At 55.8% G+C, this 25,826-nt stretch carries 24 protein-coding genes and 2 tRNA genes; 13 read left to right on the plus strand and 13 right to left on the minus strand.

The features are described 5' to 3' along the window. Nucleotides 1–40: 40 nt before the first annotated feature. From murJ to rimJ, 4 genes are all read right to left on the minus strand, one after another. A complete protein-coding gene (gene murJ, locus ABSH60_RS01770) occupies nucleotides 41–1,576 on the minus strand; it encodes a murein biosynthesis integral membrane protein MurJ (RefSeq protein ID WP_056769481.1) in 1,536 nt (511 codons plus the stop codon). A gap of 167 nt (nucleotides 1,577–1,743) precedes the next feature. Further along, nucleotides 1,744–2,655 carry a Gfo/Idh/MocA family oxidoreductase gene (locus ABSH60_RS01775; RefSeq protein ID WP_390972437.1) on the minus strand — a complete coding sequence of 304 codons (912 nt, stop codon included), beginning with the start codon at nucleotides 2,653–2,655 and terminating at the stop codon, nucleotides 1,744–1,746. A gap of 12 nt (nucleotides 2,656–2,667) precedes the next feature. Continuing rightward, the gene (locus ABSH60_RS01780; protein WP_390972439.1) at nucleotides 2,668–3,321 is read right to left on the minus strand and encodes a DUF480 domain-containing protein; all 654 of its coding nucleotides are present in this window, start codon (nucleotides 3,319–3,321) and stop codon (nucleotides 2,668–2,670) included. A 9-nt stretch (nucleotides 3,322–3,330) separates the two neighbouring features. Beyond that, entirely contained in the window at nucleotides 3,331–3,918 is a 588-nt protein-coding gene (gene rimJ, locus ABSH60_RS01785; RefSeq protein WP_056769474.1) for a ribosomal protein S5-alanine N-acetyltransferase, read from the minus strand. A 212-nt stretch (nucleotides 3,919–4,130) separates the two neighbouring features. Here rimJ and mdtH point away from each other — a divergent pair, with 212 nt between their 5' ends. The 3 genes from mdtH (at nucleotide 4,131) to ABSH60_RS01800 (ending at nucleotide 6,851) form a co-directional block, all read left to right on the plus strand. Next, complete coding sequence (mdtH, locus tag ABSH60_RS01790; protein ID WP_390972441.1) at nucleotides 4,131–5,336, plus strand: multidrug efflux MFS transporter MdtH; 1,206 nt, start codon at nucleotides 4,131–4,133, stop codon at nucleotides 5,334–5,336. Between the two features lie 156 nt (nucleotides 5,337–5,492). Beyond that, nucleotides 5,493–6,140, plus strand: coding sequence for a glutaredoxin 2 (gene grxB / locus ABSH60_RS01795; protein ID WP_056769471.1), 648 nt, complete (start codon nucleotides 5,493–5,495; stop codon nucleotides 6,138–6,140). Nucleotides 6,141–6,287: 147 nt separating this feature from the next. After that, nucleotides 6,288–6,851, plus strand: coding sequence for a lipoprotein (locus tag ABSH60_RS01800; RefSeq protein WP_056769470.1), 564 nt, complete (start codon nucleotides 6,288–6,290; stop codon nucleotides 6,849–6,851). 64 nt (nucleotides 6,852–6,915) lie between these two features. Here the strand turns inward: ABSH60_RS01800 and ABSH60_RS01805 are convergent, their stop codons facing one another. From ABSH60_RS01805 to ABSH60_RS01820, 4 genes are all read right to left on the minus strand, one after another. Beyond that, entirely contained in the window at nucleotides 6,916–7,500 is a 585-nt protein-coding gene (locus ABSH60_RS01805) for a molecular chaperone (RefSeq protein WP_122094880.1), read from the minus strand. A 60-nt stretch (nucleotides 7,501–7,560) separates the two neighbouring features. Continuing rightward, nucleotides 7,561–8,301, minus strand: a complete 741-nt coding sequence (locus ABSH60_RS01810) for a PHP domain-containing protein (protein ID WP_390972444.1) — start codon at nucleotides 8,299–8,301, stop codon at nucleotides 7,561–7,563. Nucleotides 8,302–8,367: 66 nt separating this feature from the next. Further along, entirely contained in the window at nucleotides 8,368–9,309 is a 942-nt protein-coding gene (gene ghrA / locus ABSH60_RS01815; RefSeq protein WP_390972446.1) for a glyoxylate/hydroxypyruvate reductase GhrA, read from the minus strand. Between the two features lie 125 nt (nucleotides 9,310–9,434). Beyond that, nucleotides 9,435–10,916, minus strand: a complete 1,482-nt coding sequence (locus ABSH60_RS01820) for an oligopeptide:H+ symporter (RefSeq protein ID WP_390972448.1) — start codon at nucleotides 10,914–10,916, stop codon at nucleotides 9,435–9,437. 393 nt (nucleotides 10,917–11,309) lie between these two features. Between ABSH60_RS01820 and ABSH60_RS01825 the strand changes: the two genes are divergently transcribed. From ABSH60_RS01825 to ABSH60_RS01835, 3 genes are all read left to right on the plus strand, one after another. Next, nucleotides 11,310–11,399: transfer RNA gene (locus ABSH60_RS01825), tRNA-Ser, on the plus strand. Beyond that, nucleotides 11,357–11,500, plus strand: coding sequence for a hypothetical protein (locus ABSH60_RS01830; RefSeq protein WP_217203949.1), 144 nt, complete (start codon nucleotides 11,357–11,359; stop codon nucleotides 11,498–11,500). Before ABSH60_RS01825 ends, ABSH60_RS01830 begins: the two co-directional genes overlap by 43 nt. Before the next feature lie 94 nt (nucleotides 11,501–11,594). Continuing rightward, a tRNA-Ser gene (locus ABSH60_RS01835) sits at nucleotides 11,595–11,684 on the plus strand. 316 nt (nucleotides 11,685–12,000) lie between these two features. On the opposite strand, the gene astE is transcribed toward ABSH60_RS01835, so the two are convergent. Genes astE through ABSH60_RS01860 form a run of 5 tightly spaced genes read right to left on the minus strand, consistent with a single transcriptional unit; the run spans nucleotide 12,001 to nucleotide 18,153 of the window. After that, entirely contained in the window at nucleotides 12,001–12,981 is a 981-nt protein-coding gene (gene astE, locus ABSH60_RS01840) for a succinylglutamate desuccinylase (protein WP_390972450.1), read from the minus strand. A 20-nt stretch (nucleotides 12,982–13,001) separates the two neighbouring features. Next, nucleotides 13,002–14,345 carry an N-succinylarginine dihydrolase gene (gene astB / locus ABSH60_RS01845; RefSeq protein WP_390972452.1) on the minus strand — a complete coding sequence of 448 codons (1,344 nt, stop codon included), beginning with the start codon at nucleotides 14,343–14,345 and terminating at the stop codon, nucleotides 13,002–13,004. 10 nt (nucleotides 14,346–14,355) lie between these two features. Then, nucleotides 14,356–15,834: a succinylglutamate-semialdehyde dehydrogenase gene (astD, locus tag ABSH60_RS01850; RefSeq protein ID WP_390972454.1), complete on the minus strand. Its 1,479-nt coding sequence runs from the start codon at nucleotides 15,832–15,834 to the stop codon at nucleotides 14,356–14,358. Next, nucleotides 15,831–16,904 carry an arginine N-succinyltransferase gene (gene astA, locus ABSH60_RS01855; RefSeq protein WP_390972456.1) on the minus strand — a complete coding sequence of 358 codons (1,074 nt, stop codon included), beginning with the start codon at nucleotides 16,902–16,904 and terminating at the stop codon, nucleotides 15,831–15,833. The genes astD and astA overlap by 4 nt, the downstream gene beginning before the upstream one ends. Before the next feature lie 28 nt (nucleotides 16,905–16,932). Then, entirely contained in the window at nucleotides 16,933–18,153 is a 1,221-nt protein-coding gene (locus ABSH60_RS01860; RefSeq protein ID WP_390972458.1) for a bifunctional succinylornithine transaminase/acetylornithine transaminase, read from the minus strand. A 239-nt stretch (nucleotides 18,154–18,392) separates the two neighbouring features. Here ABSH60_RS01860 and ABSH60_RS01865 point away from each other — a divergent pair, with 239 nt between their 5' ends. From ABSH60_RS01865 to ABSH60_RS01895, 7 genes are all read left to right on the plus strand, one after another. Continuing rightward, on the plus strand, nucleotides 18,393–18,647 hold the full coding sequence (locus ABSH60_RS01865) for a hypothetical protein (RefSeq protein ID WP_390972460.1): 255 nt from the start codon (nucleotides 18,393–18,395) through the stop codon (nucleotides 18,645–18,647). 281 nt (nucleotides 18,648–18,928) lie between these two features. Continuing rightward, nucleotides 18,929–19,915 carry an autoinducer 2 ABC transporter substrate-binding protein gene (locus ABSH60_RS01870; RefSeq protein ID WP_056769447.1) on the plus strand — a complete coding sequence of 329 codons (987 nt, stop codon included), beginning with the start codon at nucleotides 18,929–18,931 and terminating at the stop codon, nucleotides 19,913–19,915. A gap of 158 nt (nucleotides 19,916–20,073) precedes the next feature. Next, complete coding sequence (locus tag ABSH60_RS01875) at nucleotides 20,074–21,612, plus strand: ATP-binding cassette domain-containing protein (protein WP_390972462.1); 1,539 nt, start codon at nucleotides 20,074–20,076, stop codon at nucleotides 21,610–21,612. Then, on the plus strand, nucleotides 21,605–22,594 hold the full coding sequence (locus ABSH60_RS01880) for an ABC transporter permease (protein ID WP_056769443.1): 990 nt from the start codon (nucleotides 21,605–21,607) through the stop codon (nucleotides 22,592–22,594). Before ABSH60_RS01875 ends, ABSH60_RS01880 begins: the two co-directional genes overlap by 8 nt. A 1-nt stretch (nucleotide 22,595) precedes the next feature. Further along, a complete protein-coding gene (locus tag ABSH60_RS01885; RefSeq protein ID WP_122094864.1) occupies nucleotides 22,596–23,549 on the plus strand; it encodes an ABC transporter permease in 954 nt (317 codons plus the stop codon). 29 nt (nucleotides 23,550–23,578) lie between these two features. Next, on the plus strand, nucleotides 23,579–25,219 hold the full coding sequence (locus ABSH60_RS01890) for an FGGY-family carbohydrate kinase (RefSeq protein ID WP_183847509.1): 1,641 nt from the start codon (nucleotides 23,579–23,581) through the stop codon (nucleotides 25,217–25,219). Then, entirely contained in the window at nucleotides 25,216–25,824 is a 609-nt protein-coding gene (locus ABSH60_RS01895; RefSeq protein WP_056769438.1) for an SIS domain-containing protein, read from the plus strand. The genes ABSH60_RS01890 and ABSH60_RS01895 overlap by 4 nt, the downstream gene beginning before the upstream one ends. The last annotated feature ends 2 nt before the right edge of the window (nucleotides 25,825–25,826 follow it).

Below are 25,826 nucleotides of genomic sequence, written 5' to 3' on the forward strand. Positions count from 1 at the left end.
GGCGCTCAGGCGCCCTTTTCTGTTTCTGTCATTCGTGGAATCAATCCAGACGTCGCGCAAATTCCTTCACCCGGAAACCCAGCAGGCCGAGTACGGCGAAATACGCTACCACACCCGCAGCGACCACTGCCGCAAGTCGCACCAGGCGATAAGCCATTCCGCCCACGTCCCAGGCTGGCATCAGCCACATCATGCCGATAAGTGCAGCGGACATCGCAAGCACCGCCACAAACAGCTTAATCAGGAAGACTTTCCAGCCCGGTTGCGGCTGGAAAATATCCTGCTTACGCAATTGCCAGTAAAGCAATGAGGCATTCAGGCAGGCGGCCAGACCAATCGACAGCGAAAGCCCTGCGTGTTTCAGCGGGCCGATAAACGCCAGGTTCATCACCTGCGTCATCAGCAAGGTAAACATGGCGATTTTCACCGGCGTTTTGATGTCCTGACGGGAATAGAAACCCGGTGCCAGCACTTTTACCACGATTAACCCCATCAGCCCGACGGAGTAGGCGACCAGCGCACGTTGAGTCATCGATGCATCAAACGCGCTGAATTTACCGTACTGGAACAGCGCAACGGTCAGCGGTTTCGCCAGAATGCCCAGCGCCACAGAGCTCGGTAACGCCAGCAGGAAACACAGACGCAGGCCCCAGTCCATCAGGCGGTTATATTCGGCATGATTACCGCTTGAGAAACTGCGTGCCAGCGAAGGCAGCAGGATAGTGCCCAGCGCCACGCCCAGCACACCGGACGGGAACTCCATCAGGCGATCGGCGTAGTACATCCACGAAACTGAACCTGAAACCAGAAATGAGGCAAAAATCGTGTTTATGATCAGTGAAATCTGGCTTACAGAAACGCCCAGAATCGCCGGTCCCATCTGGCGCATTACGCGCCAGACGCCCGCATCTTTCAGGTTCAGACGCGGAAGTACCAGCATGCCAATTTTCTTGAGGTGCGGCAGCTGGTAACCCAGTTGCAGCACGCCACCGGCGACGACCGCCCAGGCCAGCGCCAGCACGGGAGGATGAAAGTACGGGGCGGCAAATAAAGCAAAACCGATCATGCTGACGTTGAGGAACGTCGGCGCAAACGCCGGAATCGAAAAGCGGTTCCAGGTATTTAGGATCGCCCCCGCCAGAGAGGCCAGAGAAATCAACAGGATATAAGGAAACGTAATGCGTAACAGCGAACTGGTCAGCGCAAACTTATCCGGCGAATCAACAAAACCGGGCGCGGTGATGTAAATCACCCACGGCGCGGCGAACATCCCCAGTATCGTCACCACCGCCAGTACCAGCGTCAGCAAACCGGAGACATAGGCGATAAACGTCCTGGTCGCCTCTTCGCCCTGCTGGGTTTTATACTCAGCCAGGATCGGGACAAAAGCCTGAGAGAATGCGCCTTCGGCAAAAATACGGCGCAGCAAGTTGGGAAGTTTAAACGCCACAAAGAAGGCGTCGGTGACCATGCCGGCCCCAAAAACGCGTGCCACGATGGCGTCGCGCGCAAAGCCCAATACACGTGAAAACATCGTCATGGAACTGACGGCTGCCAGAGATTTAAGTAGGTTCATGTCATTTTTCTTAATTGCCGGTGGGACTTGTAAATCAACGCGTTAATCATCAAAAACCACCCGCCTGTCTCGAAGATGCGCATAGTCTACGCATCCGCCCTGCAATAGCCACCGGCAGTTGTTATATATTGTAACCATCTGAGCCGGTGCCGTTTTATCGCGACGCGTCAGTTTTCCAGCAGTTTCTCAATGAAGGTCTGGGCATAAATCGCCTGTTCGCCGCTGGTTTCCGGTGCGGTCTGGTTGGTCACGCAATCCACAAAGTGTTCAATCGCCCCGACGAATCCGCGCTGCGTCAGCGTGCTTTGCCAGCCCGGCACCGGTGGCTGCGTCAGAACATCTTGCTGTTCTTCGCGCCAGAGCCGCATATCGTCAAGCTGGTAGAAAGCCCCGTCGGTCACGGCCTGCACGCTTTCACGCGAAGTTCCCGCGCGGCGGTGCATTGAGGTCGTCACCAGCGTTTCACCGCACAGGAAATGGTGTTCGCCGTAAAGCATCTGGTTGGATTCATTCACCTGAATCAGCCCGCTTTCCAGACTGGCATTGCCGCCCGCCAGCCACAGCGCGGTATCAACCACATGCAGATAATCATCCAGTAAAGTGAAACGCAGATCGTTTGGCCCGACGCTGTCGGTACGATGCTTATCCATGCGCACGGAGGCCGGTTCGCCCATCTTTTCTTTCAGCTGGCGATACAACGGCGCATAGCGGCGGTTAAAGCCCACCATTAATGTTTTACCCGCTTTATGCGCCCGCTCAACCAACTGCTCAGCCTGCGACAGTTCCGCTGCCAGTGGTTTATCGACGTACACATGCACGCCCTGCGCCAGCAATTGCCCGACGACATCGAAATGGCTGGCCGTGCTGCTGTGAACAAACACCGCGTCACACTGGCTGGCCAGTTCATCGATGCGGGAGAAACAGGCCATGCGGTAACTGTCGCAAATGGCCTGAGCTTTTTGCTGATTGGGAGAAAAGCCCCCCACCAGCGTCCACTTTTCTGCATGGCTCAGTACCGGCAGATACGCTTTTTGCGCGATGCCGCCCAGACCGATAACTCCAATACGCAATTTACTCACAACCCGCTCCTGTTAATCGGCCAGATGTTGCAACACATTTTCCAGACGCTGCTTCAGTTCTGCCACTTCCGCTTCAAGGGTTTCCACACGCGCAGCCAGATCAGCGCTTTCCGGTGCGGCGCTGAACAGAGGTTCATCAGCAGCGCTGGCGACATTGGTGACTTCGCCGCTGAACAAATGCATATAACGGCTTTCACGTTTACCCGGTTCACGCGCCAGACGCACGCAGAACGGGCCATCTTCACGTTGGGTCAGTTCTGTCAGCGTTTGTTCAACTTCGGCAACGTCAGAAAAATCATGCAGACGATTGGTGCGCGTACGCAGTTCACCCGGCGTTTGTGCGCCGCGCAGCAACAGCGTAGTGACCACGGCCACTTCCTGCGGGGAAAACTTCAGATTGCCAAATTCAGAGTTACAGAAACGATGCTCGTATTTCATGGTGCGTGAACCGCTCAGGGTGCGGATGATGTGCTTTCTCAGCAGCAAATCCAGAGTTTGCTGAACGTCGCTTTCGCTAAGCTCCATCACCGGTTCACGGTTGGTCTTCTGGTTGCAGGCCGTGGTTAATCCGTTGAGGGTCATCGGATATTGTTCTGGCGTCGTCAGCTGTTTTTCCAGCAAACAGCCCACCACGCGGGCCTCGCGGGCACTGAGTTCATGTTTCATCTTGCTTCCTTATCGGGACGGGGGTGTCCATTCTCGCCAGGTCAGGGCAGTCAGTACGTGATCCTGCCATTTACCGTCGATCAGCAAATAGTCGCTGGCATAGCCTTCGCGCTCGAAACCAAGGCGCTCGAGCAACTGACCGCTGCGTTTATTGTGCGGCATATAGTTGGCCATAATACGGTGCATTTTTTGCTGACGTTGCATATAACGGATCAGCGACTGCAATGCCTCCTGCATCAGTCCCTGCCCCTGCCATTCCTGCCCCAGCGAATAACCGAGAAAACAAGCGTGAAATGAGCCGCGTAATACGTTGCTGAAATTCGCCACGCCCATCACGCGATTTTCGTCAGGATCGAGCAAAATAAAATAGTACGCACTGCCCTGTTTCTGCATTTCGGTAATCAGGCTCAGACGAGCCTGCCACCCGGAGGGGTAACAATGACTTTCGTCTCTGACCGGTTCCCAGGGTTTGAGAAACGCCCGGTTCTCCGCATAGTATTCCGCAAGCCGGTGCGCATCACGATCGTGCACCAGGCGCAGAACCATCCGGTCAGTGGTAAGCCGCACCTTAGGCGCGGCAGATTTATAGCCAAACATCCCTTCCCTCCACATCCCGCATGGGTCGATAAATAGAATTTATAGGAAACCATAAAACATGCCTAATTCTGCCAGTCAGAACGCGGCTTGACGATAAAAAAATATTATCTATAGCGCCCTATCTAAATGCCTGTTTCCGGTTCAGACTGGAACGGTCTTTTCTCCTTTCTGTATCTGCCGGACAGGATACAAATAATCGCTCATGGTGAAGCATGTCTCTGGTATCACAAGCTCGGAGCTTGGGTAAGTATTTTCTGTTATTAGACAACGCGCTGGTTATTTTAGGCTTTTTCGTGGTGTTTCCGTTGATCTCGATCCGATTTGTCGATCAACTGGGATGGGCCGCGATGATCGTAGGTCTGGCGCTGGGTGTCCGGCAGTTAACGCAACAGGGATTAGGGATATTCGGCGGTGCCATTGCTGACCGTTTCGGTGCCAAGCCGATGATCATCACAGGCATGTTGTTACGCGCCGCCGGTTTCGCCACCATGGCGATGGCCGACCAGCCGTGGATATTGATTTTCTCCTGCATACTTTCCGGCCTGGGCGGCACTCTGTTTGATCCGCCCCGCACGGCACTGGTCATCAAACTCACCCGCCCGCATGAGCGCAGCCGCTTTTTCTCGCTGATGATGATGCAGGACAGCGCCGGTGCGGTGATCGGCGCGCTGATCGGCAGCTGGCTGCTGCAATATGATTTCCACTATGTTTGCTGGGCCGGTGCGGCCATCTTCTGTCTGGCCGCGGCCTGTAATGCCTGGCTGCTGCCGGCTTACCGCATTTCCACCATGCGCACCCCGATGCGTGAAGGCATGATGCGCGTGCTGCGCGACCGGCGTTTTCTGTCCTACGTGCTGACGCTGACCGGTTATTACATGCTGACCGTGCAGGTGATGCTGATGCTGCCGATCGCGGTTAATGACGTGGCGGGCAGCCCGGCCGCCGTGAAATGGATGTACGCCATTGAAGCCGTGCTGTCCCTGACCCTGCTCTACCCGATTGCGCGCTGGAGCGAGAAACGGTTCCGCCTCGAACAACGCCTGATGTTTGGCCTGCTAATCATGACGCTGAGCCTGCTGCCGGTCGGGCTGGTCACCTCAATCAATCCGCTGCTGCTGCTCATCGGCTTTTTCTATATCGGCTCGATCATTGCTGAACCGGCGCGCGAAACCCTCAGCGCGTCGCTGGCCGATTCACGCGCACGCGGCAGTTACATGGGCTTCAGCCGCCTTGGGCTGGCGCTGGGCGGTGTCATCGGTTATACCGGCGGTGGCTGGATGTACGACACCGGGCGCGCCCTCGAACTGCCTGAATTACCGTGGTTTTTACTCGGCATCGTGGGCTTTATCACCCTCACTGGCCTGTACTGGCAATTCAACCTCCGACGCATTGAGCCAGCCATGCTCAGCGGCGGCTAATCTCTGTGCGTTACACCGCGCTTACCGGAGCGCGGTTTGATCTCCCCGCCTTAATTACCCATACTGAATCTTATAGTTAGATAAAATCCGAACCTACATCCGGCATTTTCCACGCACCCTACAGGTCACCGCCGGCGAAAACAGGAGCCATGAAATATGAAACTTTACGTTTACGAACATTGCCCTTTCTGCGTAAAAGCACGCATGATTTTCGGTTTGAAGAACATTCCCGTTGAACTCAAAGTTTTGCTGAATGACGACGAGCAAACGCCGATTTCGATGGTGGGCAAGAAGATGGTGCCTATTCTGCAAAAACAGGACGGCAGTTTTATGCCAGAGAGCATGGATATCGTGAATTACATCGATAAAAGTGACGGAAAACCGCTGCTGACCGGCCCGACGAATGCGGCCATTGCCACCTGGCTGCGCCACGTTTCCGAATACACTGGCCGTCTGTTCCTGCCCCGCTTTGCCACCGCGCCACTGGAAGAGTTTTCCACCCCCGAAGCGCGTAAATATTTTTCCGATAAAAAGCAGGCCGCCAGCGGAGATTTTCAGGAGCATCTGAAGCACTCCGACGGATTGATCAAGAAGGTCAGCCAGGATTTACGCGCCCTCGACAAACTGATCGTCGAACCTAACGCCGTGAACGGTGAGCTTTCTGAGGATGACATTCATCTGTGGCCGGTGCTGCGCTCGCTGTCCATTGTTCAGGGTGTTGAATGGCCCTCCCGCGTACAAGCCTACCGCGACAATATGGCGAAACAGACGCAGGTCAATTTGCTCACCCGCCTCGCAAGCTAACCCGTCATTGAGCCGGAGATCGTTCTCCGGCTTATTTTTACTTTCCATCTGCGCCCTCAGCACTTAGGCTAATCAGCGTTGTCTGATTGGAGCCATGCCGTATTACGGTCATGCTGACAAATAAAGTGTTCATGTAATGAGGGAAGAATGACAAAACGAATTCTCGGTGCCGCATTTTTGCTGTGCGCCACTGTGCTGACCGGGTGTAACCAGCTCACGCAGTACACCATCAGCGAGCAACAGGTGAATGATTACCTGCAAAAGAACAACAATTTCGAGAAGCAACTCGGTGTACCTGGGCTTGTGGATGCGAAAATTGTTCTGACTCATCTCAGCAGCCAGATTGGCCGCGCTGAGCCGGGCGTGGTGACCCTGACCGGTGACGCCAGTGTAGATATTTCCTCACTGTTCGGCCCTCAGAAAGCGGATATGCATCTCACCCTCAAGGCTAATCCTTCGTTCGATCGCGAGAAAAGCGCCATTTTCCTGAAAGATATGCAGGTGGTGGATTACACCATCAAGCCGGAAAAAATGGACAGCGTGATGAAAGGGCTGATGCCGTACCTGAACAATTCGCTGAAAACCTATTTTGATCAGCGTCCGGCCTATGTGCTGAACGGCGATCGCAGTAAAGGTGAAGCGATGGCGAAGAAACTGGCGAAAGGCATTGAAGTGAAACCGGGTGAACTGGTGATCCCTTTCACTGAATAATTATCGTCCGTAAAAAAGCCCGGCGCATTTTCATGGCCGGGCTTTTGTCATTTCAGGGGACGATTTACTGATCGTCTTCCTCGTCATCTTCCAGATCGTCTGGCAGCTGCTCTTCCAGTTCGTCGCGCATCGCCTGCAAGGCTTCACGGCTGATTTCAGACAATGTGCGGTAGAAACCGCTGGTGGCATGCGCTTCCACTTTACCGAGGAACTTGCCACACCACGGGAACAGGAATTCATCAAACAGCGTGATTTGCGCGCTGACTTCATCTTCCTTCGACTGATCTTCCAGCCATGACGCCGCCAGCAGCATTGCGCCGAAATGGTCGGCAGGCCCCTCGCCCAGCGGCATTCCGCGCTGTTGCAGGAAAGTGCGCACATCCATTTCATTCGCCCCTTCCACATAATCACTGCGGAAAGGGGAAACGGCGCATTCTGAACCGACAAACAGATGATTAAATTCAGCCGCCAGCGTTTCAGGGTTGGCGCTTTCCTGTAAACGTATCAGCAGCGCATTTTGCTCCAGCGGCCAGTGCTCACGCAGTTTTCCGTCCTGAATCAGGCCAAAAAGTGGAACCAGTAACGGATCCTGCGGCTGGCGGTAAAACAGCGTACCGAGTACGCGGCAAACAATAGAAAACTCATTCATAACAGTAACCTGATCAGACAATGAAAAGGGCTAAACCCCTGCGATTTGGCGGCGACAATGTCACAGTTCGCTGAGTTCTGCAATTGGCGCACGGCCACGCTTCTCCAGAAAATCCAGGAAACGGCGCGGGCTGACGTTCAGAATACGGTCTTCAGGGAAATCCACTTCACGCAGAATTCGCTCGCAATGTTCAAATCCGCCGAGGGAATACGCGATATGCGAATCCGACCCCAGCGCCAGCCAGCCACCGGCTTCTTTCACCGCCAGCGCAATGGCGCGGCAATTAGGCTCGCTGCCCACGCGGGAGTGAATAAACGACGAATTATTCAGCTCCAGCGCCACGTCATATTTCGCGGCAGCCGCGGCGACGGCCGGAATATCTATCGGGTATTTCGGGTTACCGGGATGCGAAATAATATGCACGTCTCCGCCCGCCATCGCGGCAATCATGGCGGCGGTGTGGGTTTCTTTATCGACAGGTTGCATCACCGGCTCGTGGAAACCGGCGATGATCACGTCGATCTCGGTGAGCATCGGGCCGGTACAGTCGATATCGCCATCAATATTTTTAATATTTGATTCGATACCGCGCAGGATGCCAACGCCGTTCACCAGACGCGGCCAGACCCGCATATTCATAAAGTGCCAGTAGTGCGGCGCATCGGCCATATCAGGGCCATGATCGGTAATGGCAAACAGCTTAATGCCCTTTTCCGCTGCTTCATCAATGTAATCATGCAGCGTGCTGTAAGCATGCGTGCTGGCCACAGTATGCATATGTAAATCGACCGGGTACGGCATGTACTCTCCTTGAGAATGTTCCGCTGCGGCTAAATGACCACAGCTTTAATCATGTTAGCAGACTCGTCAGTAACCTCGCGCAAGATCGACACGTCCTGCCGGTTCACGCCCCGCCTCTATCGCCAGAATATTATTCACAATGCTGTCCATCGCCTCTTCCGGCAGCGTGTCCGCCGCCACGTGCGGCGTGATGCTCACGCGCGGATGCGTCCAGAACGGATGCATAGCCGGTAACGGTTCTTCGACAAAGACGTCAAGCGTAGCGGCGGCAATCTGCCCGCTGTCGAGCGCGCGCAGTAAATCACCTTCCACCAGATGTCCGCCACGGCCGAGGTTAATCAGGTAAGCATTATGATGTAAATATGTGAACAGTTGATGATCGAGAATACCGGCGGTGTGCGGCGTATTGGGCAACAGATTGATCAGCACTTTGCAACCGGTGGCAAATGCCTCCAGCTGGTCGTCGCCGAAGAAACTCTGCACGCCTTCCTGCGACTTGGCACTGCGGCTCCAGCTGCGCACGGTAAATTTCATCCCGGCCAGCGTTTTCGCCACGCTACTGCCGAGCACGCCGGCGCCGAGAATACCGACGGTAAAATCACTGCGTGAATGCGGCGCAAGAGGTCGCCACTGTTTTTGTTGCTGGAAAAGCTGATATTCATCCATCCGGCGGAAATAGCGCAGCACACTCGCCAGCGCATACTCCTGCATCTGCAACGCCATGCCGGTGTCTTCGAGGCGGATCAGCGGCACACCGGCGGGCAGAGTGCCGGGCTGACGCGCTTCCTGGGTGAGAATGGCATCGACCCCCGCCCCCAGCGCGAAAATGCCTTTAAGCTGGGTTCGCGGCGCCAGCATGGCATGAGGCGGACGCCACACCAGCGCGTAATCTGCCGGTTCGTCATCAGCCGCATTCCATACGCGGACGTTGGCCTGCGGTAATCTTTTGGTTATTCCGTCAATCCAGGGTTTGGCATCAAATGTAGGGTGGTAAAAAATTATGTTCATCTTTGTGACCTCCGGTGTGCTGATAGATTTCCCTGAATATCATCGGGATGCAACCCTGAGGCCGAAAAAAGAACAGGCCCCGAAAATCGGAGCCTGTGAAATAAATGATTGATGAGATAAAAAACTCAGGCAGCAGCAGGCTCACGGCTGATCAACCGGCGCAGCTGCGGGATCAACACCAGCAGTACCACACCGGTCGCGACAGAACCCCAGCCCAGCGCGTTGAACACCTGGCTGTAACCCGGATTGGTGACTAACGGCGTGCTGCCCGCATTTTGCGGCATCAGCCCGGAGATATAACTCGCCAGTACCGAGGCCACGCCGGTGACCATCATCCAGCAGCCCATCATCACACCCTGATAACGCGCCGGAGCCAGTTTACCGATCATGGCGTAACCTATCGGCGAAATCAGCAGCTCACCGATACTTTGCAGCAGGTAGCTGATGGCAATCCATTTGAACGCCACCAGCCCGTCGCCGCCTGCCAGATGAATACCAAACGGCAGCACCAGCATACCCAGCCCCATGCAGAACAGGGAGGCGGAGAACTGCGTCGGGATATCAATGTTCCAGCCGCGCTGACGCAGGTTTTTAAACCACAGCGCCATCAGCGGCCCGCCAATCACAATCACCAGCGTATTGATGTTCTGGATCCATTGCGGTGCCACACGAATGCCGTACACGTTCAGATCAATATTGTGCTCAGAGAACAGCATCAGGCCCATCGGTGCCAGCTGATAGAGCGTCCAGAACACCAGCGAACCGAGCGCCAGCAGCAGATAAGCTTTCATCCGGCGGCGTTCGTCAGTATCACGATGACGGAACGTTACCAGCGCCATCAGTGCAAAAATAATCACGCCCAGCACCACCACAAAATAACTGCTGAACTCGGCGTGGGTCAGCAGCATACGGATAACCGGCACCAGCACGATCAGAATGGCGATACCGACCGCCATCCGGCGTAACATCTGGCTGCGGCTGGCTTCTTTAAGCGGTGTGCTGATATCAGCCAGAATCGACCAGCGGGACAGCGTCACGACGATCGCCGCAACATTTCCCAGCGTGGCGAACAGGAACAGCGCACGGTAGTTTTCGCTCAGCTGGAAATACCCGGCCACGGCAAAGCCGATGAAGAAACCGAGGTTCATCCCGGCGTAGTTCCACAGGAAAGCCGACTCGCGGCGATCGTCGTCCGGCGCAAACCGCTGTGTCAGCATCATGTTCAGGCAGGTGACGTTCAGTCCGCTGCCGGTGAGGAACATCGCCAGCCCCCAGTAAAGGCCGGTCACGCCTTCAAGTGCAATCAGCGCACAGCCAAACACCTGCAACACCATGCCCAGCACAAACAGGTTACGGTTGCTGAGATAGCGCCCGCCAAGATAGCCGCCGAACATGTGCAGACCGTAGTTGAACGCACCAAACACGCCCATAATGGCGTTAGCATTATCTTCACTAAAGCCGAGTTTTTTCGTGGCATACAGCACCAGCGTGGAATACAACACGGCGAAGCCGAGCGTCGCAAAGGTCTGAACGAAGAATAAAGTGCCTGCACCCGCGGGTATCGCGGGCCGGTGTTGCGACGTGGTCGCGTTGTTTGGCTGACTCAAGAATAACCCCTGTCCCGGTTTATGGAATAACGCTGCTTCGTCTGACGACTTGTACAGTTCTTATAGGAAGCAATTTTTCGAAGGGCAATGTTATACCGCCACGACTAGCGCTTTTCACAACATATGTTGCTATTTGAGCGTAACAAAACGTGTTTGCGGGTTAATCACACACTTATGCGGTTTACTCATTATTGACTCTGCGAGATTAGAAAAATTAATCTCCTGCGCAGCGCCCCAATGGTTGTTCAGGCTTAACGCGTTATTTGCTCTGTAAATCATCAAATTGCTCTAAGTTTGGCTAATCGGCACGGAACCTGCAAAAGAATGTTGACGATGAAGCGACTTTTCCCTACATTAGCGCCGGTCAGCAGCACTGCGGTGCGACTGACAGCTGGAGAGGTGTCTGAGTGGCTGAAGGAGCACGCCTGGAAAGTGTGTATATGAGCAATCGTATCGAGGGTTCGAACCCCTCTCTCTCCACCACATTAAACGGAAAAGGTTCTGATGAAAATCAGGACCTTTTTTGTTTTGGGCGCTCTAAAAATCCGGCTGCCCGTGAAATATTCCCGCTGAACAGACTCTGAGCGCCTGACACAAAACGCCGAAAATTTTCTTGACCCCTCGCGGCTGTCTCCCTATAGTAGCGCCCCGTTGCAACGCTCGCGCTGTAACGAACACGGTGAGGTGTCTGAGTGGCTGAAGGAGCACGCCTGGAAAGTGTGTATACGAGAAATCGTATCGAGGGTTCGAACCCCTCTCTCACCGCCAAATTAAAGAAAAGGGTCCTGATGAAAATCAGGACCCTTTTCTTTTGGTTGCCATTCTAACGCGTCAAATTTCATGATTTTCATCCATGAAAAAGGCGGGTGTCCCCCGCCTTATTGAGATCAGTTTCTTTCAGAACCAATCGTATTCGTCATAAATCATGTTCATATGATCCTCCCTGAACCGTTTAACTACGTTTTCGCGTAACAAAAACATGCAATGAATTCAACGCCATGCCGAATCCGATGAACACAAATTACTCACAAGAGCGCTATCTTGCAATACTGTATGAACAAATCAGGAAGACGTCTCGCAAAAATCACATCTTCACCAGCATCAGCCCTGCCCTTAATCCCAGTGCGACATTCGGGTTCGGGAACAGCACCGCTTCTTCGTCTGCTTCCACTTTATAGATCCTGCCGTTTTCCTGTGCGATGACATAACCCTGGCTGAACGCGGTGAAATTCACAGCATCAGCCGGGACAAACAGCTGAAAATCTTCTTTTGAGCGGATCACGTCCTGCACCACGCGGTAATGCACCAGCGGCGCGGCGGCTTCACGGGCGGGTAAGGGTTCGCCGCTGACCAGCGTTTCCAGCGCGCGGCGGATGCCGGTGAACTGCGCATGATCGTTACTGCCAAACGGCAACGCTTTACCCAGCTCCAGCGTGCAGCTGTCTGCCTGAAAAACGTCGCTGCTGAAATGGGTAAAAGTGCCGCCCGGTGAGCGATGATGCACCAGAGCGTCCAGCCCGGCAGCGTCGAGCCATTCGAGCATAGATTGCGCTGGTGGCCGTGCCTGAAAAGGCAGCAGGCCGAAACGCACATGCCGGGATCCGCGGATCGCCGTGTGCAAGTCATAATGCAACCGCTGCGTGGCCCCGGCGGCGGCGGCGCTGCGGTAGAACAGCGCCATCACCTGCTCCAGCTCCTGCGCGCGGCGGGTTTCATCGTTGGGTTTATAACGGGCGTGGCGGCCACCAAACATGCGGTTCATGTCGGTATCCACATAACGTTTGTTGATGCGCATTGACGGCGGATTACCCAGCAACACCAGCAGCCGGGTTCGCAGCAGCCTTTCGCCTGACAACAGCTCGCTGACCAGCTGGCTGAGCAGCTCGATGGGCGCGGTTTCGTTACCGTGAACGCCCGCAGAAATCACCGCCGCCGTCTCACAAGGCTGACGCGGTGAAAGCTCGAGGATCCCCTCGCCGCGCCACTGCCAGTCCAGCGTTTCCGTTTGTCCCGAAGGCTCAGACACCGGCTCGCCGGAAAGCGTCACCGCCAGAAAATCAAACATCTGTTCACTCCTGTGATGGCTCAGCGCTGGAACGGATAAATCGGCCCCAGACCGAGAATATTGGTCAGTTCATCGAGCGCGGTGCGCACTTCGGTAAGTAGTTGCGGATCGGCCAGATCTTTGGCCTGCATCCGGTCACGGTAATGTTTATCGACCCAGGTATTCAGGCTGATAAACTGTGTGTCGCTCATCAGGGAGCCCACATTGACCGCGTTCAGTTCATTGCGATTAAGTGCCACGCGCAGACGCAAACACGCAGGTCCGCCGCCGTTACGCATACTTTCGCGCAGATCAAACACTTCAATCTGATTCACCGGTCCGCCGCTTTCGATCAGCGCCGATAAATAAGACCAGACCCCCACATGCTGACGGGACTCTTCCGGCACCACCAGCAGCATTTTGCCGTCGGATTTGGTCAGTAACTGGCTGTTAAACAGGTATGTCGCGACCGCATCGTCAAGAGACACTTTTGACTGCGGCACTTCAATGGGCTGGAAATCCAGATCCAGCGCGGCCATTTTGCGACGAATTTCCTCCAGTGCGACGGCAGAATTCACAAACGCCTGTTCGTGATGGAAAAGCACGTTGCCGTTGCTGACAGAAATGACGTCGTTATGAAACACACCGCTGTCGATGGCCTGCGGGTTTTGCTGAACAAACACCGTGCGTTGCGCATCCAGCTGATGCAGACGTGCCACCGCGTCACTGGCTAAGCGGGTCTGACGCGCAGGATAGCGCACCGGTTCGTTTTCGCCGGTGACCAGCCCGTCGCGTCCGTACACAAAAACCTGCACGCCGGGCTTGTCATATTCGCCGCACAACCGGTTATGGTTGGCCGCCCCTTCATCACCCAGCGCGCCCACCTGCGGCAGCGCCCCGTGATGGGCAAAATAGCGGTCAGCATGAAAGGTCGCACGCAAAATGGCCGATGTGGTGTCGGCTTCGATCGCGCGATGAAATTTATTGTTCAGATTCGCCACCGTGAAATGCACTCGGCCATCTGCGCTGTCGGCTGAGGGCGACACCGTGGCGGCGTTCGCCACCCACATGGCCGATGCCGAGCTTAGTGACGACAGCAGACGCGGCGAGTACGCCTGCGCTTTGGTCAGCACTTCACGGTCACTGCCGCCAAACCCCATCTGCCGTAAGGTACTCAGATGCGGGCGTTCATGCGGCGGCAAAATGCCCTGCGCAAAGCCCAAATCGGCGAGCGCTTTCATTTTCAGCAGGCCCTGTTTGGCCGCCAGACGCGGGTTCGCCACCGCGTTCTGATTTTTGGTTGAGGCTTCGTTGCCAAACGACAGCCCCGCATAATGGTGCGTCGGCCCGACTAAACCGTCGAAATTTGCTTCACATCCAGACATGCCTGTCTCCTCAGGTTGTGCGGAAATCGATACCCGGCGACAGCGTCGCGGGGAGTTCCAGCGTGTCTGTTTCCAGCGAGGCCATTGGCCACGCGCAATAATCGGCTGCGTAATACGCGCTCGGACGATGATTCCCCGACGCGCCGATCCCGCCAAATGGCGCATTACTCGACGCGCCGGTGAGCGGTTTGTTCCAGTTCACAATTCCCGCCCGTGCTTCCAATAATAGCTGCTCAAACCGATCGCGCCCGGCGGAGATTAATCCGGTCGCCAGCCCGAAGCGGGTCTGATTCGCCAGGGCAATGGCGCTGTCAAAATCGCTGTAGCGGTGAATACTCAGCAACGGCCCGAAGTATTCTTCATCAGGCACCCCCGCCACGCCGGTCAGATCGATAATCCCTGGCGTCAGCACGGTATTAAGAGGATCAGGGCGGGTCAGCAGCAGCAGCGGTTTGCCGCCCAGCGCCAGTAATTCGTCCTGCGCTTTCAGCATATTGCGTGCGGCTGCGTCAGAAATCACCCCGCCCATAAACGGCTGGGGCTCATCATTCCAGCCGCCAATGCGCAGCTGCAGGGTCACCTCCAGCAGGCGCGCGATAAACGCATCGCCCGCCGCGCCCTCTTTCACCAGCAGACGACGCGCACACGTGCAGCGCTGCCCGGCAGAAATAAACGCCGACTGAATGGTCAGGTTAACCGCCGCATCAATGTCTTCCACCGGCTCAACGATCAGCGCGTTATTACCGCCCATTTCCAGCGCCAGAATCTTTTCAGGCTGACCGGCCAGCTGACGGTGCAACTGATAACCGGTTCCCGCGCTGCCGGTAAACAGCAACCCGTCGATATCTGCGCAGGCCGCCAGCGCTTCACCGGTGCTGCGCCCGCCCTGCACCAGATTCAACACGCCGTCGGGTAAACCGGCCTGTTGCCATAACTTCACGGTTTCTTCCGCCGTTTTAGGCGTCAGTTCACTCGGTTTGAAAATTACGGTATTGCCCGCCAGCAATGCCGGAACGATATGGCCGTTCGGCAGATGGCCGGGGAAATTATACGGGCCGAACACCGCCAGTACGCCGTGCGGACGGTGGCGCAGCACCGCTTCGCCGTCCGGCATTGCGGTATGTTTTTCGCCGGTACGCTGCTGGTTGGCTTCCAGCGAAATCGCCACTTTGCCGATCATGGCCTGAATTTCGGTCAGCGTTTCCCAGCGCGGTTTGCTGGTTTCCTGGCTGATGATTTCCGCCAGCCGGGTTTTATGCTCCGTCAGTAAACCGGCAAAATGCTGAATAACCTCCGCGCGTTCTGTCACGGTTTTGCGCGCCCAGGCGGGAAATGCCGTGCGGGCAGCCCGGCAGGCCATATCAACATCTTCCGCGTCAGCGCTCAGCGCCGACCACAGCAGGGTATTGTCCGCCGGATTGATTTTGTTCAGCTGCGCGCCCTGTCCGCTGCGCCACTGGCCCTGAATAAAGAGTGCGGGTTGCATCATGCGAGAGTTTCCTTTTTGAGAGGTTGCGTGGGAGCGTTCAGGTTGCTGCCGGGAAACAGCGCCACGGCGCGCATCATGTCGCCCTCACGCAGCCCGAGAATGTCAGCTTCGGCTGAACTGAGCGTCAGGGACTGCGGCGATTCTTCGCCCGCAATCAGCAGCGCCCGGAAGTTCTGATACTGCTCATTGGCTACCAGATACAGCGGCTCATCGTCGCCGTCCCGGTGGTCTGCCAGACGAACCGGCCACAGGCGGCTCTCTTTCACCGCGCGCAGCTGGTCAATTTCACCTTCCAGCGTCGGGCCGGCATCGAAAATATCCACATAGCCCTGATAACTCAGCCCTTCGCCTTCCAGCACCGCACGCGCCGGGGCGGTATGCGGATGCACTTCGCCGATCACTTCGCGGGCTTCGTGGCTGAGCAGATCGGTATATAAAGGATGTTTGGGCATCAGCTCGGCGATAAAGGATTTCTGCCCCATGCCGGTCAGGCGGTCGGCTTCGGCGAATTCCATCCCGAAGAAGTGCCGCCCGACGCTGTCCCAGAACGGCGAATGGCCGCTGTCGTCTGAAACACCGCGCATTTCGGCGATCACCTTGCGGGAGAAATATTCACGAAACGCGGCCAGAAACAGAAAACGGACTTTCGCCAGCAGCTGACCGTTTTTGCCATTGCGGTAATCGGGATCGAGAAACAGCGTGCAAAGCTCGGTATACCCGGTGTGATCGTTGCTGAGAAACAGCGTCGGCACCGGTTTATAAATATTCAGACTTTTGGAGGCGTGCACCAGCGTGCCGAGGCGGAAGTTGTACCACGGCTCGCTCAGGCCCACCGCCACTTCGATGGCGCTTACCCCCACCACTTTCGGCTGTTCTGTGTCTTCGAGCACAAACAGATAGCCCTGATCGGGTTTATCCAGACGGCCTTCCCAGGTCGCCACTGAACGCTCAATGCGCGCGCGCAACTGCGCCTCATCCTTGGGCAAAGACGTTAAACCGATGCCGGTTTTGCCTGACAACTGCAGAATATCGGCGAGATCGCCGGGCCGCACAGGTCGAATCAACATCATGATGCTCTACCTCATTTATCCCAAAGAATCACGCGCACAGGCGCGCAACGGCACGCTCAAGGCGGTTCAGCCCTTCTTCAATATCAGCCCCCGGTATGATCAGGGACGGCGCGAAACGCAGTACATTCGGCCCGGCAATCAGCGCAATCAGCCCCTCTTCTGCGGCCAGCGTGTTCAGCTGTTTGGCCTGATCCTGATAACGCTCGCTCATCACGGCGCCGATCAGCAGGCCCTGCCCGCGCACTTCGCTGAATACCTGATATTGCTCATTGATGCGTTTCAGGCCATCGGCAAACCACTGATGGCGCTTGTGCACGCCTGCCAGCACGTCCGGCGTATTGATCATCTCAAACACTTTACCAGCCACCGCCGTGGCCAGCGGGTTGCCGCCGTAAGTGGTGCCGTGCGTGCCCGGCTGGAACAGCACGGCATAGCGGTCGGTGGTCAACATTGCGCCAATAGGGAAACCGCCGCCCAGCGCTTTGGCGCTGGTCAGAATGTCCGGCACCACGCCGTAATGCTGATACGCATACAGCTCGCCGGTGCGCCCGACGCCAGTCTGCACTTCATCAAAAATCAGCACCGCCTGATGCCTGTCACACAACTCACGCAGGCCTTGCAGGAATTCGGCCTGCGCGGGCACCACGCCGCCCTCGCCCTGGATCGGCTCGACAATCACCGCGCAGGTACGGGAGGAAATCTGGCTGGCGACCGCGGCCAGATCGTTGAACGGCAGATGGGTAATCGCCTGCGGCAACGGCGCAAAATCTTCCGAGTATTTCGGCTGACCGCCGGTGGTGACGGTAAACAACGTGCGCCCGTGAAACGCGTTTTTGAAGGCGATGATTTCATTCTTTTCGCCGCCGGCTTTGTTGCCATAAAGGCGCGCCAGTTTGAGCGCCGCTTCGTTGGCTTCCGCCCCCGAGTTACAGAAAAACACCTTGTCGGCAAAGGTGGCGTCGATCAGCTGTTTCGCCAGACGCAATACCGGTTCGTTGGTATAGCCATTGCCCAGATGCCAGACTTTATCCGCCTGCTCAAGCAGCGTTTTACGAATTTCCGGATGGGCATGACCCAGCGCATTCACGGCAATGCCGCCCGCAAAATCGACATAATCTTTGCCCGTCTGATCCCACAGCCAGGATCCTTCGCCGCGCACCGGAATAAACGCGGCAGGGGCATACACCGGCACCATCCAGTCATCAAAGTTCTGGCGGCTGACGTTTTGTGGCTGCTGTTGGTGTTCCATATAAACCTCTTAATGTAAGGCCAGTGACTGGCTGAATTCAGGGTGCAGGAGCCCGCCCCCCATACCGGCAGGATTTCTGGTTATTGGTTTGTTATTTAAAAGTTAATAAATAATCTCACTCAGTCACATCATAGAGTGCAGGCTTCGTGCCAGCAAAGGATAAAAGTGAATAAAAAGAATCAGCACCAGAAAAAACAATCACTTAAACGCGACCGTTATTCACTTTAAATGCATAAAAAATGAATAAACAAAAAAATCCCCTTTCGCAGCAACGAGGGGCAAAGAATGAGTATGCAGGGAAATATTTTGATGTTTGGCGCAATGTTTTCGTCAGGATTGTGATCCGGCGCGTATCACCTGTGCTGTCGCGCAGAGCATTGCCAGAAAACGGTGCAGGCGCGCACGGTTTTGGCGCATCCGCTGCCGTGACCCTGTTCACACTCTGCGCAAATAAAAAAAACCACAGGCGCATCCTTTCTGAAAAGCCCCCGTGAGGTGCTTCATATGTGTTTAATTTGTTAATTAATTGATTACTTTTTGTTTAATTGTTATCGGTAACACCTGCCATAGCGCGCCCGCATGAACCTGGTGATAGATTTAATTAACCAATATTTTACATATAAAGTCATTTGATTTAACAATTAAGGACTTTGATCACATTCTGTTTACGAGCGAGAGAAAACGGCTTTCCCGTTAAGTTAATCTCTGAGTGTGGAATAAATAACCACTGCCCGTTCCCTACACCAGAACAGAACATCATAAGAAAGGTACAGACATGAAATTTAACCTCGCATTAGTCAATGCATGTGTGGTTTCAGCATGCATGTTATTCACGACACCGACATTCGCCGCCAAGCCTTACGACATCGCCGTGGTCGCCAAAGTCACCGGCATTCCCTGGTTCACCCGCATGGAAGTCGGCGTAAAAGAAGCCGCGCAAAAACTGAATGTGAATGCCTATCAGGTTGGCGGTTCAACGCCTGATCCGGCACAGCAGGTTAAAGTGATTGAAGATCTGATCGCCAAAAAAGTGGACGCCATTATCGTGGTGCCCAACGACGCCAAAGTGCTGGAGCCGGTGCTGAAAAAAGCCCGCGATCAGGGCATCGTGGTGTTAACTCATGAATCGCCGGATCAGCAAATTGGTCAGTGGGATATCGAAACCATCGACAGCCAGAAATATGCCGAAGCCAATATGGATGAGCTGGCGAAAGACATGGGCGGCAAAGGCGGATACGCCATTTATGTCGGTTCCCTGACCGTGCCATTGCATAACGCCTGGGCAGACGCCGCCATTAAATATCAGAAAGAAAAATACCCCGATATGCATGAAGTCACCTCACGCCTGCCGGTGGCCGAAAACATCGATAAGTCTTACTCCACAACGCTGGACCTCATGAAAACCTACCCTGATCTGAAAGGGATTATCGGTTTCGGTTCGCTCGGCCCGATCGGTGCCGGTCAGGCCGTTCAGCAGAAACGTGCGAAAAACAAACTCGCGGTAGTGGGTATCGCCATGCCCGCTCAGGCTGCGCCATACCTGATGCGCGGTGATATCAAGAAAGTGCTGTTGTGGGATCCGAAAGATGCCGGTTACGCCTTAGTGACCGTCGCCGACCAGTTGTTACAGGGTAAAGAAGTGACCAAAGACCTGAGCATCGAAGGGCTGGGCAAAGCGGATGTGGATATGGATAAACACGTGATCCGCTTTAATAAAATTCTGGAAGTCACTCCAGAGAATGCAAAATCACTCGGCTTCTGATGTAGCTTTTTAATTCTTTAATTTACCGGAGACATATTTATCTCCAGCGCCACACCAGGCAAATAGAAACAGATACGGCGTTGTGTGCTGTGCCGTATCTGAATTTCTAATCAGACATTGAATACTTATTCTAAATAGAACGTTGTAAGGATAATGTGATGAACACTCTCACTCCGTCGTCCAGTTCGCGCACGTCCCCTGCCCCTGCTGAGGCTTTTATCAGCCTCGAAAAAATCAGTAAAAAATTCCCCGGCGTTTTAGCGCTGGATAATGTCAGCCTGACGCTGAATAAAGGCGAAGTGCACTGTCTCGCCGGTCAGAATGGCTGCGGTAAAAGCACCATCATTAAAGTCATTTCCGGCGTCTATCAGCCGGAAAAAGGCGCGGCAATTACGCTCGATGGAAAACTTTTTCATAGCCTGACGCCGCAACTTTCTTCTTATTACGGCATTCAGGTTATTTATCAGGATCTCTCTTTATTTCCGAATTTATCGGTTGCCGAAAATATTGCCATCCACCGTTATTTACCGGGCGGCGATTTTTGGGTACATCGCGAGGCAATGCGCAAAAAAGCTGTGGCCGCTATGCAACGGGTCGGAATTTCTCTGGATCCGGATCGTAAAGTCGAAAAGCTGTCGATCGCCGACCGTCAGTTAGTGGCAATATGCCGCGCAATCGCTGCTGACGCCAGCCTGGTGATCATGGATGAACCCACCGCGTCGCTGACCCGCACCGAAGTGAACGGCCTGCTGCGGGTGGTGAATGAGCTGAAGGCCGCGGGCATCTGCGTGGTGTTCGTCAGCCACCGCCTTGATGAAGTGATGGAAGTCGCCGACCGCATCAGCGTGATGCGCGACGGCAAACTGGTGGGCACCTATCCGGCCAGCGAACTCGACAGCAATGAGCTGGCGTTCCTGATGACCGGACAGCGTTTTACCTACAGTCATCTGCCGCACCGCGCACCGGCCAACGTCACGCCGCTGCTGGAAGTCAGCCACCTGAGCCGCAAAGGCCAGTATCAGGATATTTCGCTGTCGCTTCGCCAGGGCGAAATCACCTCGATTATCGGCCTGCTGGGTTCAGGGCGTACTGAACTCTGTATGAGCTTATTCGGCATGAGCCAGCCGGACAGCGGCGAAATCCGCGTTAACGGCAAGGCGGTGAAATTTCACAGCAACCGCGACGCCATCCGTCACGGTATCGCTTACGTTTCGGAAGACCGTCTTACGCAGGGGCTGATCATGGAGCAATCCATTTACGACAACACACTGGTGTCGATTTTCGACAAGCTGCACACCGCCACCGGGCTGATGGATCACCGCAAAGCGGCGTCAGTGGTGAAAGACCTGATTCGTGACCTGAACATCAAAGTCTCCGACAGCGGCCTGCCGGTGAAAACGCTTTCCGGCGGCAATGCGCAGCGTATCGCCATCGCCAAATGGGTGGCGACGCAGCCGCATATTCTGATCCTCGATTCGCCGACCGTCGGCGTGGATATCGCCAATAAAGAAGGCATTTACCGTATTGCCCGTGACCTGGCGGAATCCGGCATGGCGGTACTGATGATTTGCGATGAAATTCCGGAAGCTTATTACAACAGTCACCGGGTGCTGGTAATGCGTAAAGGCGAACTGGTGGCGGAATTCGCCCCGCACCAGAGCAGCGAAGCGCAGATTGCGGAGGCGATCAATGGATAACAACGCACTGTCGAAACTGTTCTCCCGGCACGAATTCTGGCTGGGATTACTGGTCCTGCTGCTGGTCATCGGCCTGAGCCTCAGCACCAGTGAATTTATGACGCTCGGCAACCTGACCGACGTTGCCACCAGTTACGCCATTCTTGGCATTCTGGCCTGCGGCCTGTTTGTGGTGCTGATTGCCGGGGGCATCGACATCTCCTTCCCGGCGGTGACGTCCATCGGTCAGTACGTGATGGCGAGTTACATCCTCCATCACGGCGGCAGTTTTCCGCTGGCGTTTGCCATGTCGATGGGCACCGGTTTGCTGCTCGGGCTGGTCAATGGTTTTCTGGTGTACTGGCTGCGCGTGCCGGCCATCATCATCACCATCGCCACGCTGAATCTGTTCTACGGATTGCTGGTGTACCTGACCAACGGCACCTGGCTGTACGGCTTCCCCGACTGGTTTATGAATGGCATCAACTGGTTCTCCTTTACCGCCGCGGACGGCTACGACTATGGCCTGACGCTGCCACTGCTCAGCCTGCTCGGAGTGATTATCGCCACCGGTGTGCTGATGAACCGCACCCGCGTCGGACGGCAGATTTACGCCATGGGCAGCAACCGAGACGCCGCGTCGCGCCTTGGTCTGAACATTCTGCGGCTGCATTTTTACGTCTACGGTTTTATGGGATTACTGGCGGGTATTGCTGCGGTGGTTCAGGCGCAAATCACTCAGTCCGTCGCACCGAATTCCCTGCTCGGCTATGAACTGACGGTGCTGGCGGCGGTGGTGTTAGGCGGCACCAGCATGACCGGCGGGCGCGGTTCGCTCACCGGCACCATTCTGGGTGTCATGCTGCTGGCCTTCCTGCAAAACGGCCTGACGTTGCTGAGTATCTCGTCTTACTGGCATCAGGTGTTCAGCGGCCTGATCATTCTGATCAGCATCAGCAGCACGGCGTGGAATGAAAAACGCAAACTGGCAAAGGGGATGTGACATGACGACCTTAACCCGATTTTTCCCCGGCGACCGCATCATCCGTTTGCAGTTGCTGATCATCGTTGCCGTGGCCGTGTTGTTCTCCTTCACGCTGGGCGGCAGTTTTTACAGCGTCGGCAATTTCCAGTCGATCTCTTCGCAGTTGCCCATTCTGGGCATGCTGGCGCTGGGGATGGGCATCACCATGCTTACCGGCGGCATCAACCTTTCGGTGATTGCCGGTGCGAATGCCTGCTCGCTGGCCATGGCGGCCATTATGGTGGCGCACCCGAATCAGCCGGAATATTTCGCGCTGGCGATGCTCGCCGGTCTGGGCGTGGCGGTGGCTATCGGTGTGCTTAACGGCGCGCTGATCGCCTACGTGGGTGTCTCGCCGATTCTGGCGACGCTCGGCACCATGACGCTGATTGCCGGGCTGAATATCCTGCTGACCAGCGGTGCGGTGATTTCCGGCTTCCCGGCGGCCATCCAATATCTGAGCAACGGCAGCCTGCTGGGCATTCCGGTCGCCCTGCTGTTGTTCCTGCTGGTGGCGCTGCTGTTATGGGTGTTGCTCGAACACACCACCCTTGGCCGCAGCCTGTATCTGATGGGCTCCAACGAACAGGCCACACGCTTTAGCGGCGTCAACACCCATAAAGTGACCATCGCGGTGTACGTGCTTTCCGCCCTGCTCGGCTGGGGCGCGGCACTGCTGATGATGTCCAAATTTAACTCGGCGAAAGCAGGCTACGGCGACTCCTATTTACTGGTGACCATTCTGGCCTCCGTGCTCGGCGGGATTAACCCCGACGGCGGCTTTGGCCGGGTCATCGGGCTGGTGCTGGCGCTGATCGTCCTGCAAATGCTGGAAAGCGGCCTCAACCTGATGGGCGTCAGCAGTTACCTGACGATGGCCCTGTGGGGCGGCGTCCTGATCCTGTTTATCGCACTGCAAAACAGAAAATCTTAAGCGAAAGCTTTTTACCGAAGGGAAAGAACATGGCGAGTTATTTTATTGGAGTAGACGTAGGAACCGGCAGCGCCCGCGCGGGCGTCTTCGACATGACCGGCCGCATGGTCGGCCAGGCCAGCCGTGAGATCACGTTGTACCGCCCGAAAGCCGATTTCGTCGAGCAATCTTCCGATGAGATCTGGCAGTCCGTCTGTAACGCCGTGAAAGACGCGGTGAATCAGGCCGACATCAACCCGATTCAGGTGAAAGGTATCGGTTTCGACGCCACCTGTTCGCTGGTGGTGCTGGATAAAGAAGGCAAACCGCTGACCGTCAGCCCGTCCGGGCGCAGCGAGCAGAACATCATTGTGTGGATGGATCACCGCGCCATTACGCAGGCGGAGCGCATCAACGCCACCGGCCACCGCGTGCTGGAATTCGTCGGCGGGATTATTTCACCGGAAATGCAGACGCCAAAACTGCTGTGGCTGAAACAGCATATGCCCACCACCTGGAACAACGTCGGGCACCTGTTCGATTTACCGGATTTCCTGACCTGGCGCGCCACGCAGGACGCCACGCGCTCCCTGTGTTCCACCGTCTGCAAATGGACCTACATCGGCCACGAAGACCGCTGGGATCCGAGCTATTTCCGCCAGATCGGGCTGGAAGATTTGCTGGAAAATAATGCAGCGAAAATCGGCAGCGAAGTGAAAACCATGGGCGAACCGCTGGGGCATGGTCTGACCCAGCGCGCCGCCGCCGAAATGGGCCTGATGGCTGGCACGGCGGTCAGCGTCTCGATCATTGATGCGCACGCAGGCAGTCTTGGCATTCTCGGCGCCAGCGGCGCATCCGGCGAATCGGCAGATTTCGACAACCGCATCGCGCTGATCGGCGGCACCTCGACGGCACACATGGCGATGTCGCGCAGTGCGCGCTATATCGGCGGCATCTGGGGTCCGTATTACTCGGCGATTTTGCCGGATTACTGGCTGAACGAAGGCGGGCAATCCACCACCGGCGCGCTGATCGATCACGTCATTCAGTCGCACCCGTGCTATCAGGATCTGCTGAAACAGGGCAAAGACAGCGGCAAAACCATTTACGAAGTGCTTAACGCTATCCTGCGCAAAATGGCAGGCGAACCGGAAGACATTGCCTTCCTGACTAAAGACATTCATATGCTGCCCTACTTCCACGGCAACCGTTCACCGCGCGCCAACCCGACGCTGACCGGTACGCTGACCGGCCTGAAACTCTCGCGTACGCCGGAAGATATGGCACTGCATTATCTGGCGACCATTCAGGCGCTGGCGCTCGGCACCCGTCACATTATCGAAACCATGAATCAGAGCGGTTACCGCATCGATACCATGATGGCAAGCGGCGGCGGCACCAAAAACCCGGTGTTTGTGCAGGAGCATTCCAACGCCACCGGCTGCGCGATGTTATTGCCGGAAGAAAGCGAAGCGATGTTGCTCGGCAGCGCCATGATGGGCACCGTCGCGGCGGGCGCGTATGACTCGCTGCCGGAAGCCATGGCCGCCATGAGCCGCATCGGCAAAACCGTCACGCCGCAAACCAACAAAATCAAAGAGTATTACGATCGCAAATACCGCGTATTCCATGAGATGTACCACGACAGCATGAAGTACCGCCGCCTGATGCAGGGGGAAACCGAATGAATGCAGAGGAAGAATTTGCTCTGGCGTGTCAGGGCTGGCAGACCTACAGCCAGGAATTACTGGCATTGCAGCACCATCTCGATGCCGATATCTGGCAGCAGTTGCTGACGCTGGTGACCGGTTGTAAGGGCAAAATAGCGGTGACCGGCGTGGGCACATCGGGGATTGCGGCGCGCAAAATCGCCCATATGCTGGCGTGCGTTGAACAACCGGCGGTGTACCTCAGTGCCACCGATGCCGCGCACGGCGACTTAGGTTTTATGCGCAGTGATGACCTGATGATCCTGATTTCGCGCGGCGGAAACTCCGAAGAGCTGACGCGCCTGCTGCCGACGCTGAAAGCCAAAGGTGTGGCGATCGTCAGCGTGACCGAGAATCTGGATTCAGCCATTGCCCGTGCCGCCACGCTGGTGGTGAAAACCCATATCCAGCGGGAAATCGATCCGCTGAATATGCTCGCCACCACCTCTATCGTGCTGGTGCTGGCGGTGTTCGACGCGCTGTGCGGCAACATCATGCTGCGCAACGGCTTTGACCAGCAACGTTTACTGAAAGTGCATCCGGGCGGAAACGTCGGTAAGACGCTGCGGGAACAGGATGTCTGACA

Origin of the sequence: Rahnella sp. R3(2024), assembly GCF_042920125.1 — a bacterium.
Lineage (GTDB): Bacteria > Pseudomonadota > Gammaproteobacteria > Enterobacterales > Enterobacteriaceae > Rahnella > Rahnella rivi.